At 65.1% G+C, this 15,472-nt stretch carries 13 protein-coding genes, 1 tRNA gene and 1 pseudogene; 4 read left to right on the top strand and 11 right to left on the bottom strand.

The annotated features are described in order from the left end of the window. Positions 1-156: 156 nt before the first annotated feature. Genes Athai_RS26845 through Athai_RS26855 form a run of 3 tightly spaced genes read left to right on the top strand, consistent with a single transcriptional unit; the run spans position 157 to position 4,093 of the window. Entirely contained in the window at positions 157-1,548 is a 1,392-nt protein-coding gene (locus Athai_RS26845; protein WP_203964059.1) for a hypothetical protein, read from the top strand. Continuing rightward, positions 1,545-2,150, top strand: a complete 606-nt coding sequence (locus Athai_RS34485; protein ID WP_239157190.1) for a hypothetical protein — start codon at positions 1,545-1,547, stop codon at positions 2,148-2,150. The genes Athai_RS26845 and Athai_RS34485 overlap by 4 nt, the downstream gene beginning before the upstream one ends. Then, the gene (locus Athai_RS26855; protein ID WP_203964060.1) at positions 2,147-4,093 is read left to right on the top strand and encodes an AAA family ATPase; all 1,947 of its coding nucleotides are present in this window, start codon (positions 2,147-2,149) and stop codon (positions 4,091-4,093) included. Before Athai_RS34485 ends, Athai_RS26855 begins: the two co-directional genes overlap by 4 nt. Before the next feature lie 69 nt (positions 4,094-4,162). Here the strand turns inward: Athai_RS26855 and Athai_RS26860 are convergent, their stop codons facing one another. The 6 genes and pseudogenes from Athai_RS26860 to Athai_RS26890 all read right to left on the bottom strand — a co-directional run bounded on the left by Athai_RS26860 (position 4,163) and on the right by Athai_RS26890 (position 10,054). Continuing rightward, positions 4,163-5,380 (bottom strand): helix-turn-helix domain-containing protein, encoded by a 1,218-nt coding sequence (locus Athai_RS26860; RefSeq protein WP_203964061.1) that lies wholly within the window; start codon positions 5,378-5,380, stop codon positions 4,163-4,165. A gap of 12 nt (positions 5,381-5,392) precedes the next feature. Next, complete coding sequence (locus Athai_RS26865) at positions 5,393-6,598, bottom strand: MFS transporter (protein WP_203964062.1); 1,206 nt, start codon at positions 6,596-6,598, stop codon at positions 5,393-5,395. 4 nt (positions 6,599-6,602) lie between these two features. Continuing rightward, complete coding sequence (locus Athai_RS26870; protein ID WP_239157191.1) at positions 6,603-6,824, bottom strand: DUF397 domain-containing protein; 222 nt, start codon at positions 6,822-6,824, stop codon at positions 6,603-6,605. Then, positions 6,808-7,679 (bottom strand): annotated as a pseudogene (locus Athai_RS35400) (helix-turn-helix domain-containing protein). Before Athai_RS35400 ends, Athai_RS26870 begins: the two are co-directional and overlap by 17 nt. 74 nt (positions 7,680-7,753) lie before the next feature. Next, complete coding sequence (locus Athai_RS26885) at positions 7,754-9,310, bottom strand: HEPN domain-containing protein (RefSeq protein WP_203964064.1); 1,557 nt, start codon at positions 9,308-9,310, stop codon at positions 7,754-7,756. Between the two features lie 662 nt (positions 9,311-9,972). After that, positions 9,973-10,054: transfer RNA gene (locus Athai_RS26890), tRNA-Tyr, on the bottom strand. A gap of 171 nt (positions 10,055-10,225) precedes the next feature. Here Athai_RS26890 and Athai_RS26895 point away from each other — a divergent pair. Continuing rightward, entirely contained in the window at positions 10,226-10,717 is a 492-nt protein-coding gene (locus Athai_RS26895; protein ID WP_203964065.1) for a YajQ family cyclic di-GMP-binding protein, read from the top strand. A gap of 81 nt (positions 10,718-10,798) precedes the next feature. Here the strand turns inward: Athai_RS26895 and Athai_RS26900 are convergent, their stop codons facing one another. From Athai_RS26900 to Athai_RS26920, 5 genes are all read right to left on the bottom strand, one after another. Further along, on the bottom strand, positions 10,799-11,158 hold the full coding sequence (locus tag Athai_RS26900) for an MmcQ/YjbR family DNA-binding protein (RefSeq protein WP_239157193.1): 360 nt from the start codon (positions 11,156-11,158) through the stop codon (positions 10,799-10,801). Between the two features lie 114 nt (positions 11,159-11,272). Beyond that, a complete protein-coding gene (locus Athai_RS26905) occupies positions 11,273-12,067 on the bottom strand; it encodes an alpha/beta hydrolase (protein ID WP_203964066.1) in 795 nt (264 codons plus the stop codon). Between the two features lies 1 nt (position 12,068). Continuing rightward, positions 12,069-12,605: a histidine phosphatase family protein gene (locus tag Athai_RS26910; protein ID WP_203964067.1), complete on the bottom strand. Its 537-nt coding sequence runs from the start codon at positions 12,603-12,605 to the stop codon at positions 12,069-12,071. Positions 12,606-12,696: 91 nt separating this feature from the next. Next, positions 12,697-13,587 carry a zinc metalloprotease HtpX gene (htpX, locus tag Athai_RS26915; protein WP_239157194.1) on the bottom strand — a complete coding sequence of 297 codons (891 nt, stop codon included), beginning with the start codon at positions 13,585-13,587 and terminating at the stop codon, positions 12,697-12,699. A 156-nt stretch (positions 13,588-13,743) separates the two neighbouring features. Beyond that, positions 13,744-15,345, bottom strand: a complete 1,602-nt coding sequence (locus Athai_RS26920; RefSeq protein ID WP_203964069.1) for an NADH-quinone oxidoreductase subunit N — start codon at positions 15,343-15,345, stop codon at positions 13,744-13,746. Positions 15,346-15,472: the final 127 nt, after the last annotated feature.

Raw genomic sequence — 15,472 nt, forward strand, 5'->3', positions numbered from 1 at the left:
GCACATAGCACAGCAAGTTCCAACTCTCGGAGCAGACGAGTCGTGGTTCCTCACCACAGGATTAGCCGAAGCCTGGTCCAGAGAGCCGAATGTAGGGTCGCGTTCGGTACACGGAGGGGATACCCAAAGTGGGCAGCTTCGCCTAGTATCCGTTAGATGCCGGACGACACACAGGCGCCCTCACCTACCGCAGTTGCGCTTGTCGTATCTACCCCACAACCAGATGACTCTGGTGCAGATACCGCCGACCGATACGACTGGCAGGCAGCCATGGCGGCCGCACATGGCCTGCGGCTGCTCTATGACGTATTAAGCAAAGGCTCACTCGACGACGGACCATTCTGTCGAATAATTTGCGAACTACATGAAGACTGGGTTACATGCATCGACGATGATGCTGAACTCATCTCGGCCAAACACCGGGAACGCTCTTTTGGTGCATACACCACTGTAAATATGCTTGTGAACCAGGGAGGTTGCGGACACCTCTTCGGGCGCTGGTGTGCCCTGCATGAGAAACCAACTTGTCGGGTAGTGACAACAGCGGGCCTGAAGGGCAAGGCAAAGAATTTAATCGACACCTGCCAGACGCTCCGCAGCCAGCGCCTTAACAAAGTGCCGTTCAATGTGGATAGCAATCAACGAGCTGTTATAGATGATTTCGTCAAATGCCTCTTGGGGTATAAACCTGGTGAGCATGAGTCGGGGCTGCCAACGGAGTGGACGGGTGCGACAGGGAATCCCATTGAAGAGCCAACTCAGACGCATACAGCTCAGGCAATGCGATTTCTAGCGATCCTTGAAATAGATTGTGACCCACCATTACGCACGGAGATAGGGCATGCCGCGCCATCGATGTACGTCGGCCCCGTACTTCGAGTCATGGGGTATGAAGAAGAACGCTCTAGCGAAATATGGAATGCGGTGCTTGGGCTGTTTCGCGAGCGTATGCGCGCAGCGGGCCCTACACCAGACGGATCACTTCCTCGCCTCATGCAATGGCGGCCTACAAAAACCGGACAGATCGCCAATACTGAGAGTAACTTGTGCGCTCGGATCGTTCCCATACCCGACATCGCTATAGCCATAGAAATTGCAGTAATGTCAATAACAGAACCGTTCTCAACTCCGCCTCCATTGCCGCCAAGTCGTCTGGGGCTGAAAATGGCCAAAGGCGGTTGTTCCGACAACTCAGTTGAGCGGGCTGAACAGCTTCGCTTAGATTACCGGGCGTACTGGCGAACCAGTCAAGAAGTTGACCACTCCGCAAGATTCGAACATGATTCCCTGCGTCGACTTCTTCTACGCATAAGCGACGAGGCCACCGCCAGCGTAATGGTTCCAGGTGAGATATGGGGCGCTCAGTTTTGGACCGAGATTCAGTCGCGGATTAAAGCTCTCCGAGAGGACCTTTTGCCTGCACGAATGGACAAGGAGCTGGCGCTCGGAGGCATCTGCGATTTATCGAGTCAGTGCCAGGTTTGGTTCAGCGAGCGATTCGATATCGAAACCGCCATGCTGCACGCCCAACAAGGACAAGTGGCATGAACAACGAGGCGGCTCCGGAGCCAAACAAGTACGCGAGGACTCCACAGCCAGACAAGTACGCCTTGTTGCGGGAGGACCTTGCCTACCACCAAGCTCGAGTGCTCCTTCTGATCACAGCAGTTAGCGCGCTGAGGGGGCATCAGGGAAAGCTTGATGGCCTGACGAAGCTAGCCAAACTGGACTTCCTGCTGCGCTATCCAGCTCTTGCACATCTCGTATTAGACGACCTCGACCCAAACGATCGCCGACTCAATCTCACGCGACGCGATCTGGCCGAGCCTACATCAGTCGAAGCGCCAATGATTAGATACAAATTTGGCCCCTGGGACGATCGATACTATCCGATGATAGGAGCTTTGGTAGGCCGGGGTCTTGTGCGCTACGCGCGTGGTCGGCGGGGCAGCGTCGCGCTTGTCTCTACGCCAGCGGGAAAAAGACTGACGGCGGAAATGTCATCGAGTAATGAGTGGCGAATTATGGCCAGCCGCAGTAGAGCGATCGCGGATGCCAGTGCTGGACTGACTGGATCAAACCTCAAAGACTTAATCTATCAGAGACTCGCAGGTCTTATGGACCGCCCGCATCGGCAGGTTATTCGATGACAACTACCTTCAGGCTGGACGCAGTAACCCTCCAGACCACCGAGGGCGAGGTGAGATACACATTTCCCTCCGACCTCTCCGTACTGGCAGGACCAACCGGTGTCGGTAAAACAACTCTACTTGAGTTGGTCAAGTTTGGCTATGGAGGAGAAGCCGAAATCGCAGAGGTCGCCCGTGACTACGTTGTCGAGGTCCGAATAGACACAACGTTAGGCGATAGTCGTTTCAGGTTGGCGCGGACGATCGACCCGAGCAAACGAAAGACTGTCCGGGTAATCGATCTAGTAGCCCGGGAGAGACTAGCTGATCATTACACGACAAATGCTGAGCCTCGTCTAAGCAGCCTCCTCCTCTCGGCGCTCGGATTGCCGGACGACATGAGAGCACCTTCGCGCACCAATGTCAGCCGCAACACGGGCTCGCGAATTTCGTTCATCGACATCTTCGGATTTCTCTATGTGCCCCAACGAGAAATAAATCGGGACATTGCCCATAGCGACGAATCAGTTAGAGAACCGAAACGCAAGGCAGTATTTGAACTACTGTTTGGCCTTACCGATGCCGATACACTGAATCAGCGCTCATTGATAAATGAGCTTCAAGGAAAGATTGATACAGCAGAAATAGAGGCTAGGAACGTGGCAGGATTCTTAGCTTCTAGCAATACGACGACACAGGAAAATGCGCATTCTCTTGTGCAAGAAGCCAGGTCGGTCGAGGCAAAGACGAAGGTAAGAATTACAGAACTGCGTGCCGCACTCGATCCGGTCGAGGATCGGAAGACTAGCGTGCTTCGCGATCTTCTCGCCGACACCGAACGTACCGTTGCTGATTGTCGGTCACAAGTAGTGGCCCTCCAGCGGCGGGAGCGCGAGTACCGCGTCGAATTGCAGCAAGTTCAGGACGACCTCGACCGCCTGAGCCGCATATCCGATGCCGGCCACCGTCTTGCCGACATTGAGTTTGAAGTATGCCCCCGCTGCGTCCAGTCACTTGCGACCCGCGAAGTTCCCACGGGAGCATGCCGCGTCTGCCTTCAGCCAGATCCGGCACCAGCAGGGACCGCCGAGTTCGACCAATACGAATCCAAACAGTTAAGAGACCAATTTAACGAGATCGAGTCTCAACTGCATGCAGCTTCATCTCAGATAGAAGAAACGAGCAACACAGAAGCAACAGCAGTGCGACGGGTTGCCGAACTGACAGCGCTAATTGAAAGCCGAACTCGTGAGCGCATCACGCCAAGACTACAAGCATTCGCTGACCTTAGCGAGAGGCTTGCCGAGGCAAGATCACTACAACGGGAAATGGAGGGGACCCTGCGCCAATGGGACCGGCTACAAGATCTCGAACTAGCTGCAAGGGAACTTCGGTCTGAGCGCGAGAACGCTAAGGCGGAACTGCAACGTCTGGAAGAGGCACTCGAAGAACGGCGTGAACAAATCTTTTCAGACCTAAACGAGGAATATGGTCATACGATCTCGCTTCTTGGGGTACCCGGCATCACCTCCGCATCGATCGACTCAAGAACCTATCTGCCAGTTATCAATGGAACCCCATGGCGCAAGCACGGCCCGCGAGGCGGCGGCATCACAACGGCGGCCCAGACCGCATATTGGGCGACACTGCTCGCGGTTGCACAGAAGCATAGTTGGACGCATTACCCCGCATTTCTACTAGTCGATAGCCCTCGGCAATCTGTGAATGATTCTGAAGCGCTCTCCCAAGCACTGTACCGGCGTTTGGTCGCCCTGGCCGACACAAATAGGGAGTTTTCACGCATTGGTGTTAACCGAGCCAAGATCCAAATCATTATTGCCGACAACAGCTTGCCGACCGCGTATCGCAGCGACTACGCACAGGTGGACTTCAGCATCGAGAATCCAACGGTGCCGACAATTCGGCATCCCGGCCCTGCCAAGGTTAAGCTGCTGGGCTCTTAACTGGGAAACCCGAGATCGCCCGATACCGAGCCTATCAACTTATCCTACGCTGATCGTTTGCATAGTTGGTTAAGTGCCTTGAACGGTACCCACTCGTTCGGCGAGCGCGCGGAGGTCTGAGCTCACAGATCTCTGTCGTACACGGCGCAGAATCAGCGAGACGGTGTCGCGCACGGCCGGATTGAGACGGACGCGTTGTGGGGCGATGCGCTCAGCGCGGACTAGGTGTGCGACGGCCTCTTGGTCGGCTCGGCGGGTTTGGGCCAGGCCGCGGCCGAGGTCGGCGTACCAGGACGCTTGGCGGGTGGCGGAGCGTACGGCGTCGGGGGTGACGCCGGCGGCGAGTTCGCGGACTCGGCCGCCTTCGCCTAGTTCGACGGCGATCGCGGTTTCCCAGAAGGAGACGTTGGTAGGGCCGAACCAAAGAGCGACCAGGCCGCCGTCGGTGGTTTCGCCGAGCCGAGTCGCAATGGATCGGGCCTCGGCCAGATGAGTCGCGACGTCGGCGGTGCGGCGGTCGACGGCGGCGACGCGGGCGGAGACGAGGTGGAGCATGCCGTACACCTGGCCGGCGGTGGGGTCGTCGGCGAGGACCGCCAGGCGGTCGACGGCATCGGCGGACAGGTGGCGGGCGAGGCGGCCCAGCTCCGGTGGAAGGCTTTGGATGCGGACGAAGTCGGCGATGCCGCGGACCGTCGGATCGTCGAGCCGTTCGGCGGCGCGCTGCGCCTGGTCGGCGGCGGCCATCGCGAGGTCCGGATAGCCGAGATACTTCACGGTGAACGTGCAGCAGTACAGCGCGGACACCATGAGCCGAAGCGCCGTGCGCGCGGTCTGCTCGTCGGCGGAGCACGTCGCCGCGTGCAGGTCGCTGATCAGGTCGGGCAGTAGCGGCGTGAGGCGCGCATAGTCCGCCTCGGTGCGGAGCCGAACGGCGCGGTCGACCTCGGCGGCCAGCTCGTCGACGCCGCGGCCGGTCGTGACGTCATCCCCCAGCGATGCGGCGACGAGCGCGGCGCGTACCGCTGGGATCGCGGCGGATGCGCTGGAGTGCTCCGGCGTGCGCGGGTCGGCGGGTTGGCCTTCGAGGCTGGCCGTGGTGACCTGTAACGCCTCGGCGAGGCGGGCGAGCGTGGCGCGGGAGTCGACGGTACGGGCGCCGGTTTCGATCTGGCTCAGGTACGCCTGGCTCATACCGGCGAGACCGGCGAGCGCGACCTGTGACAGGCCACGGCGACCACGCCAGTAGCGGACCCGAGTACCGATGTGAGCGTCACCGCGGGCCATCGCCGCCTCCGGTCAGGTCGTACTGGATCGCAGCCCGAACACCACCGACAGCACGGCGAGCAGGATCGGGGCGACGATCAGGGGGGTGTGCAGCGTCCCGGCGTGCGCGATGGCGCCACCGACCATGGCGCCGATGCCCGCGGAGCCGATGCCGAGCAGCCGGGTCGCCGCGGTGACCCGGCCGAGCATGTTGTCGGGGGTGAGCAGTTGCCGCGCCGAGCCGCCCACGACGCTGACCGTGGTGGACGCGATACCGACGACGGCCAGGGCGACGCCGGCGACCCACGGGTTGCCGAACAGCATCAACGCCCAGGCACCGCCCTGCGCAAGCAGCGCCACGGCATAGACGCGCCGGGCAGACATGCGTTGACCGACCCGCGGCCCGAGCCAGCCGCCGACGATGCCGCCGACAGCCGCCGTCGCGACGAGCGCGCCGTAGCCGATGTTGCCCAGGTGAAGGATGTCCTCGGCGAACAGCACCAGCGTCGCGAACGCCACGTTGTAGCCGAAGTTGTACGCGGCCATCCCGAGCGAGAGCGTCCGCAGCTCGGCCGAGCGGACGAGGTAGCGGACCCCGTTGCGTACGGCCGGAAGGATCGGCTCGGTTGCCGCCGATTTGGCGCGGCCGGCCGGAAGGCCGATCAGGAGCACGGCCGAGACGAGGAAGGACACGGCGTCCAGACCGAACGGCAACGCGGCCACGGCCGCGAACAGAGCGGCGCCGATCGGTGGCCCCGCAAGGGATCGACCGAACGTGTCGAGCGCCCAGACCTTGCCGTTTGCGCGGGACAGCGCCGACTTGTCCCGTCCCACGACCGCCGGCACCGCGGCCTGCGCGGCCGGTTCGAAGAAGCAGGCGCCGACTCCGACCAGGAAGACGGCCACGATCAGCAGGCCGACCGTCGCGTGCCCGGTCACCAGCAGGAGCGCCAGCACGCCCAGGACGACGAAGCGCGCCAGGTCGGCCGTGATCATCACGGCTCGTCGGTGCCACCGGTCGACGAGCGCGCCGGCCGGGAGGCCGACCAGGAACCATGCCGCGTACCCGGCCGCGGAGACCGCAGAGACAGCGACCGGGTTGCGCGTGAGCGATGCCGCGAGCAGTGGAGCCGCCGCGGCGAAGATGCCGTCACCGGTGACCGTGACGCCCGTCGAGGCGAGCAGCGGCGCCAGGCCGCGCTTACGCACGGTCTGCCGTTCGTCGGTACCGGTGGCCATCGATCTACTTGCTCAGCTCGTCCAACGTGAACTCGCGGTTGCCCACGCCTTCGAGGAACGCCGTCCACTCATGCCGGTTGAAGGTCAGGACCGGGCCGGCGCCGTGGTCCTTCGTGTCGCGTACGCCGATGAAGCCGTCCGCGTAGGCGACCTCGACGCAGCCGCCGGAGTCGCTGGTACTGCTCTTGCGCCACTTGGCATTGCCGAAGTCAGGCACGCTTGCCACGTGATCCTCCTCGGGATCGATAGGACTGGATTTCCTTACCCAGCGACGCAACGTAGTTGATCGACTCCGCATGATCAAGAGCGTCCGCCGCAAGCTTGTCGAACAGCTCCGAGTACGTCTGCACGTCCTTCGGATCCGACAGGTACGTGTCCGAGGTCTGCGCCTCCAGGAACACCACCGGCGGACTCGTCTGCTTCGTGAAGTCGTAGAGGATGAACGGCGCCATCGCCACGGCCGAGCGGTCCGCCCCGAACGGGATCACGCGCAACGTCACTGACGACAGCGCGGCCCGCTCGATGAGGTGATCGATCTGGCCTTTCATCACCGACCGGTCGCCGGGCCAGTACCAGAGCGCCCGCGCGTCGAGGATGACCTCATAGCGCGGCGCGCCCTTGCCCTCCAGCAGTTCCTGCCGCACCATTCGGCGCCGGGCGATGCCGTCCGGGTCAGGCCAGCCCCCAACCGGGCGTTCTCCCGCGCGTACTCCTCCGACTGCAACTGACCCGGCACCAGCAACGGGTGATGCTGCCGGAACCGCTTCAACTGCGTCTCGACGGCCTGCACCTCGCCCTGCCGCCGCGGCGTGCCACCGGCCCGGACGATCCACGCCCCGTCGATCCCGGCGTCATCCGCCGCCGTCGACAGCAGCTCCGCCTTGACCTCTTCCGGCACGCCGTAGTAGCTCAGCAGCGCCGACAGGTCCGGGATGCTCACCCCGAACCGCCCCGTCTCGATCCGGGACACCTTCGACTGCGACCACCCCAGCGCCGCCCCGACATCCTCTCCGGACAGCCCCTCGGCTAGCCGGATCCGGCGCAGCTCAGCCCCCACCCGCGCCCTCTGCGCCGACGTCATGGCCACCTCCGGTCATGCACCAGTGAATACCTAACTCTAGCGGACGCATGGCCGGCGGCACTAAGCCGGCCACCCTAGGAAGGGGCAATGCCATCCATAGGCTCCCCGTTAGAGCCAAAGTTCAGTAAAAAATACTTGTGCCGCTCAACAGAACCCTTCAAGGCCAGGAATCTTGGCAAAGAATAAGCTTGCCTCAATGCTCGCATTGCAATCAATAGCGCGTCTCGGCGATACTCCTGCGCAGTTTCAAAGCTCGGTTCACTGACGCCGTGCACGAGCTTACTGCGAGCGTTATACAGATCCTGAGCCTTCTTAAATAGCGCACGTCGACGTTCGACGTCATCAGGTTCCAGCATCATTGCAAGTGAAGCGCACACTTTGAATGTTGTCTCTTGCGCACCGCCGAACAAATTTTCCCAACACATTACAGCGTCAATAAACGAATCCATCGGGTCTATTCGATCAGCCGCCGCAGAAAGTAGCCGCTTTATCCCAATGTTAAGAGAAGAGGGGTGGCTCTCACGAATTCGACTACTAAGCATCTGAATGTCAGAAACCCAGGCAGCACCGATTTCCACGGAGGAGCCGCCGTGCCGAATCCCGACAGGAACCTGCGCTGACCCACTAGCTCTGACCGGATTTAGAACTGTTGCGACTTCGACTTGCGAAGCATAAATTTCTCCAAAAGGTGACGCCAGCAATAGTGCGTATCGCGCTAGATCGACTTCCTTCCGATCCTGCTCAATCACATCGTCACGAGCCCGCCGGGATGCACTACCCGGAAGCATGGAGATCGGAGAGTTATTGATCGCCGACTCCACATCCTTCGATAACTTAATGATCTCCTCATCCACATCGACTACCAGCACGGCCGCTGGATCCCTAGCGGAACCCCAACCTCGCAGATAGCCAGCCGAGAAGGAATTTGCGTTAGTGAGAGTTGCGCCAGACAACTCGATCTTCGGCACATCATCTTCGAGTCGGACGCCAGACAGGCCTACGACTTGCGGGATCTTACACGAGGCTCCGGACGCGAGGCCTTTAGCTAATTTGATCGCCTTCCGTATATTTAAAAAGCATTCCTCAATGGTGATCTCATTGAGGATTCCGGTCATTGTGACGGCGTGAGCCACTACGGAGGCTGGAAGCATGCCAAGCGTAACTGAACCTCCGTCACCCCTCAACCATTGTACAAATGCACTAACCCGCCAAAGCGGTTCGAGTTTCACAATTGATTCCGGCTGATAGTCAGGGAAGAGACGCCTAAATTCGTCGACCTCAATAGCCGCCTGGACCATTCGCTCATGCATCGGAATCGAGATGCTATTTAAAACAAGGCTCGCCTGATACGGCGACGTATTATCACCCGCTTCCAACTCAAGCAGCAGCGCTGGGAAAATATCAAACCCGACCTGTAGGAGCACTCGCTCGAAATCGTCACTCGCCGCGTACTGAGGAATCTCTACACCGCAAGCCGAACGCACGTAGGTCAAGAATGTCTCATCACGCCCATCTATCGCCTCGCCAATAAACCGTTGCACGATGAACGGCCTTTCAGGTGCAGGAGCTTGCGAGATCCTTATCGCAGCTTCTGACAACCCACCCGCGAACTTTGACTGCACCTCGCTCAATCGAGCATCGTCGAGCCGGTCACAATTGAGTACGTGCGACACAAATCTGTCGCCGAATACACTCCGACAAGTATCGAGAGCGCTAGACGTATCCGTTTCCATCAGAACCCCCAGCCACAACCGCGATATGGGCAGCTTGCCTAGCCACAGGCTATCGATGTGTCGGAGATATCCAATCGTCCAAACTGCCGAATTGGTCTCTACTGGATCAAGGCGCCGCGCGAGCGCGGCGCGCGCCGGTGGGGCGGCGGTAAGGCCCGGCCCTTCGGCTGGCGCCTACGGGCCGGTACGCCGCCGCCCCACCGGCGCCATCAGCGCTCTACGGCGGCCAGGACCAGGCGGACGTCTCGGCGCGAGGCCGACGATCGCCCTGCGCGGTTGCCGTGGTCGGTGCTTGCGGGCGATCGCTGCCGCGGCGGCCCAAGACCGGGGCCGCCTTGCCCCCGGGACCGGTGGTCACCGTCCGTGGGCCGTCACCGTGGCCGGAGCACGTGCCTGGAGTCACACGGGCGGCGCGCCGTCGGGCCGGGCGGCGCAAGATCACTGCCCCTGTCCTGCCCCTGAGCGCTCGCGAACGGCCGTGAACGGTCGTGAACCGCTGGACGGTACGAGGAAGGCCCCGACCGGCATTTCTGCTGGTCAGGGGCCTTGAAGCCCTGGTGTGGCGGGTACTGGATTCGAACCAGTGTAGGCGTAGCCGACGGTTTTACAGACCGCTCCCTTTGGCCGCTCGGGCAACCCGCCGTGGGCACAGCACCTCGCGCGAAACGCGGGGTGCGGAAGAAGGATAGCGGTACACCCGGGGCGGTACGCAAACGGGTAGCGTCGAGGCGGCGCGGGGGCGGCCGGCGGTGCGCCGGGCTCCTCGCGGCAGGGTGGATCAACCGACATCGACGCAGTACGGGAGCACTGTCCGTGGCGAATCCGAGCTTCGACATCGTCAGCAACGTCGACCGGCAGGAGGTCGACAACGCCGTGAACCAGGCGGCCAAGGAGATCAGCCAGCGGTTCGACTTCCGCGGTACCGGCGCCGAGATCACCTGGTCCGGCGAGGAGGCGATCTCGCTGGTCGCCGAGACCGAGGACCGGGTGAAGGCGGCACTCGACGTGTTCCGCGACAAGCTGGTCAAGCGTGGCGTGTCGTTGAAGGCGCTGGACGCGGGCGAGCCGCAGCAGTCCGGCAAGACGTACAAGATCAGCGCCAAGCTGGTGCAGGGCATCGAGCAGGACAAGGCGAAGAAGATCGGCAAGCTGATCCGGGACGAGGGGCCGAAGGGCGTGCAGGCGCAGATCCAGGGCGACCAGCTGCGCGTCACCGGCAAGAAGAAGGACGATCTGCAGGCGGTGATCACGCTGCTCAAGGGCGCCGATTTCGACATCCCGCTGCAGTTCACCAACTACCGGTAGGCTCCGGCCGCCAAGCTGCCGGCCGCCAAGCTGCCGCCGCCAACCGGCCGCCGATCGGCCGCCGGCAGGTCGACCGGGGCCTCAGCGCTGCAGTTTCGCGCGCTGCGCCTTCGGTAGGCCGGACAGGACCAGGTCGTACGAGTGGTCGATCAGTTCGAGCACTTCGTCGTCGGGGACCGAGCCGTCCAGCAGGACCGTGTTCCAGTGCCGCTTGTTGAGGTGGTACCCGGCGGTGATCGCCGGGTACCGGTCGCGCAGGTGCAGCGCGAGGTCGGGGTCGCACTTGAGGCTGATGCTGGCCGCCTGCTCGCCCAGCGGTACCAGGGCGAACATCTTGCCACCCACCTTGAACACGGCGACCCCGTCGCCGAACGGGTAGGTCTCGGCCGCCCCGGGCAGCGCGCCGCAGGCCGCACACATCCGGTCCGACTCGGCCGACATCGCGCACCTCCCGCTCCGGAGCTTGCTGGCGGGCGGCCCCGGTCACCCGGTCACCCGGTCACCCGGTCACCCGGTCACCCGGTCACCCGGTCACCCGGTCACCCGGTCACCCGGTCACCCGGTGGGCAGCGTACCGGCGATGAACGCGGTGACGTCGGCGAGCACCGCGGTGTTGTTGGTTTCGTTGAAGATCTCGTGCCGGGCGCCCGGGTAGGCGACCTGCTCGAACCGTTCGCCGCGGATCGTGTCGATGCCGGCGCGGGTCGGCCCGATCGGTACCAGCTCGTCGTCGGCGCCGTGCAGCCACAGGGTCGGCGGGGTCAGCCGGGGGCCGGCGTTGATCTCGTCCAGGCAGCGGCCGATGGCGCGCAGCGTCGCCCGCTTGAACGGGCCGTGCCAGATCAGCGGATCCGCCGCGTACCGCTCCCCGACCGCCGGGTCGCGGGACAGCGTGGCGACGTCGAGCGGCTCGTCCGGGATCTCGCCGTCGGCCAGGGCCACCGGTGCCCAGCTGCCGAGCACCGGGCCGGACAGTACGACGGAGGTCAGCTCGGCGCCGTGCAGCTGGGCGTACCGGGCGGCGATCATGCCGCCCATCGAGTGCCCGACGAGGACCACCGGAAGGTCGGTTCCGGCCTGGTCGGCGACGGCGCGCAGGTCGGCGAGCACGTCGTCGAAGGAGGCGACGAGGACCCGTTCGCCCGCCGACCGGCCGTGGCCCACATGGTCCGGTCCGACGACCTCGGCGCCGTTGGCGTGCAGTGCCGCCGCGACGTGGTCGTACCGGCCGAGGTGCTCGCCGTACCCGTGCACCAGCAGCACCCGGTGGGTCGGGGCGGGATGCGGCCACCGGTACACGGTGATCTCGCCCCGAGATCCATCCATTGTGGACAGTTGAGCGTCGGTCATGTCAGCCCTCCTGGCGGACGACGGTGGCGGTGGACGGGTCGACGGCGAGCACGTCCGGCAGCGCCAGCGCGGCCCAGAACTCGGCCGGGCCGGCGGTCAGCGCGGCCGGCAGCAGGGCGGCGAGCCACACCGTCAGCGCCATCCCGTGGGTACCGATGACCAGCGGCCGCCCGTCGGCCCGGCCGAGGTGGTCGGTGACCGCGGCGGCGAACCGGGCCGCGACCGCGGAGGCCAGCTCCCAGCCCGGCAGCAGCAGGCCGGAGACGTACCGGCGGCGCCGCTCGGCGTACCCGTCGTCCACCGGCTCGGCCCGGCGCACCTCGCCGAACCTCGGGTCGACGTCGACCGCGCGGCCCGGGTACGCGCACTGCAGCGTCTGGATCGCCTTCGGCTCGCCGCTCGCCACCAGGTACGGGTCCCACGGGAGGCGGCCGGCCAGCCGGGCGGCGGCCGACCGGCCGTCCGCGGTCAGCTGCCACCGGTCCGGTGCGACCTTCCGGCGCACCATCGGCTGCGCGTGTCGCACCAGATAGATCATGCTTCGCACCGTATCCATTCGACAGGAAACCGGCCGCCCCGCGCGGATCGGGCCGGGTGGGGCGGCCGGTTCGTGGTTGGTCTTCTCCCGATCAGCGGTCGACGGCGCGGTACTGGTCGCCGGAGACCGCCAGCTCCTCCAGCCGCTTGATCCGGTCGGCCATCGGCGGGTGGGTGGAGAACAGCTTCGCCACGCCGGCGGCACGCAGCGGGTTCGCGATCATCAGGTGCGCGCTGGACTGCAGCTGGCTGGTCGGTTGCAGCGGCAGCTGCTGGGCACCGGCGTCGATCTTGCGCAGCGCGCTGGCCAGCGCCAGCGGGTCCTGGGACAGCCGCGCGCCGTCCGCGTCCGCCTCGTACTCCCGGCTGCGGCTGATGCCGAGCTGGATAAGGGTGGCCGCGATCGGGCCGAGGATCAGCATCGCCAGCACCCCGAGGATGCCCGGGCCATCGTCGTCCTCCGAGCGGCCGAACGGGATGAACCACACCAGGTAGGACAGCGCGGTGATGATGCCGCCGAGCGCCGCGGCGACGCTGGAGATCAGGATGTCCCGGTTGTACACGTGGGACAGTTCGTGCCCGATGACCGCCCGCAGCTCACGCTGGGTCAGGATGCGGGTGATGCCGTCGGTGACGCAGACGGCAGCGTTGGCCGGGTTGCGGCCGGTCGCGAACGCGTTCGGCTGCGCGGTGGGGCTGATGTACAGCCGGGGCATCGGCTGCTTGGCCGCGGTCGACAGCTCCCGGACCATCGCGTACAGCCAGGGCGCCTGGGCCTCGGACACCGGCTGGGCCTGCATCGAGCGCAGCGCGATCTTGTCCGACCAGAAGTACGTCGCGGCGTTCATGGCCAGCGAGATCAGCACCGCGATGACCAGGCCGCTGGTACCGCCGATCAGATAGCCGATGCCGATGATCAGCGCGGTGAGCAGCCCGAGCAGCAGCGCGGTGCGGAGGCCGTTGTGGTGCCGATGTACGGTCACCGTCATCACTCCCTGCACGTGGCGATCGGCTGGTTCAACACCACGCCGACGCCTTTTCATCCCCGGCGGGGATTCCGGGGCCGACTCCAGCATGCCCCGGTTTTCTGACACCGAGCTGGGAAAACGCTGCCTGTCGGGCGTGCACGTACCGCCGGGTCAGCGCAGCACGGCGGCAGCGTCGAGCACCAGCTGGGGGGCGAAGCCGGCGAGCACGGCCGCCAGCGTGACGGCGGCGAGCACGCCGCCCAGCAGCGGCCGGACCGGCACCGGGCGGTACTCGCCGGTGCGCCACAGCACGACCACCACGCGCAGGTAGTAGACCAGGCCGAGCACCGCGTTCAGCGCGATCAGCACGGCCAGCCAGGTCGTACCGCCGGTGAGCGCCGCCCGCACCACGGTGATCTTGGCGAACAGGCCGGCCAGGCTCGGCGGCAGCCCGGCGAGGCCGATCAGGGCGAACGCGAACGCCGCCGCCGTCGCCGGCCGCACCCGGCCGGCACCCCGGTAGTCGTCGATCTCGCCGCCCGACCCGGCGCCCCGCAGCGCGATCAGCGCACCGAACGCCGCGAGTTCCAGCAGCAGGTAGAAGATCGTGTAGCCGAGGGTGGCGGTGGTCATCGTGTGCCGGGCGGCGCCGTTCGCCGCGGCGAACGCGCCGAGCGGCGCCAGCAGGTACCCGGCCTGCGCCACGGAGGAGAACGCGAGCAGCCGCACCATGCGGCGCTGCCGCAGCGCGGCGAGGTTACCGACCGTCATGCTCGCCACCGCGAGCACCGCGAGCAGCGGACCGACCACCGACCACCACGGGCCGAGCGCGAACACCGTGACGTACAGCAGTGCGACGACGCCGCCCAGCTTGGACGCGGTCGACAGGTACGCGGTGACCGGCAGTGGCGCGCCGTCGTAGCTCACCGGCACCCAGCCGTGGAACGGCACCGCGGCCAGCTTGAACGCCAGCCCCACCAGCACCAGCAGCACCGCCGCCGAGGTCAGCGGTACGCCGTGCAGGTCGTCCCGGTGCGCCAGCGCCGCGGCGATCCGGTCCAGGTGCACCGCGCCGGTCAACGCGTAGAGCAACGCGGCGCCCAGCAGCGTCACCGTCGTCGAGACCGCCGAGACCACGAAGAACGTCAGCGCACCGGACGCCGCTTCGGCCGGCCCGCGCGGGTCGTCGGCGGCACCGGACTCGCCGGTCCCGTCGCCGACCACCTCGGGCCGGGTGGGGTCGGCCGGCGTGCCGGCACCGGACCGGCGGGTCGCGCGGTGCCGGAGCCCGATCAGGACGTAGAGCGGCAGGGTGAGGGTCTCGACCGCGACGATCAGGGTGATCAGGTCGCGGGCGTAGCCGAGCACGACGCCGCCGGTGAGCGAGGCGGTCAGCAGGAACAGGTACTCGCCGCTCGGCGCCACCCGGGCCGCCAGCGTCGGCGTGGACAGCGCCAGTACGACCAGGGTGATCGCGCAGAACAGCACGGCGACGAGGGCGCCGACGTGGTCCGCCACGTACGAGCAGGACCGGCCGACGGTCACCCCACCGGGCAGGGTGCCGCCGGCGGTGCAGAAGGTGGCGCGGGCCGGACCGAGCCCGACGAGTACGGCGACGACGCCGGTCGCGGTGGTGCCGAGCGCGGCGGCGACCAGCGCCGGCACCCGCCGGCCCGGCACGACCAGGTCGGTGACCAGCACCGCGACCGCGGTCAGCGCGGCGACGTACGCCGGCGCGAGCGCCACCTGGTCGACCGACTGCACCAGACTCATCGGGTCACCTTCCGGTGCGGTGCGGCCACCGGCACGGCGGCGGGGCACACCCGTGTTCGGCGCCCTTTGCTCTGCGCACCTGAGCGAAGCACTCGGTGGTGCGTATAGGTGTCCAGAGCAAAGGCAC

It is taken from the genome of Actinocatenispora thailandica, from assembly GCF_016865425.1.
Taxonomy (GTDB): domain Bacteria; phylum Actinomycetota; class Actinomycetes; order Mycobacteriales; family Micromonosporaceae; genus Actinocatenispora; species Actinocatenispora thailandica.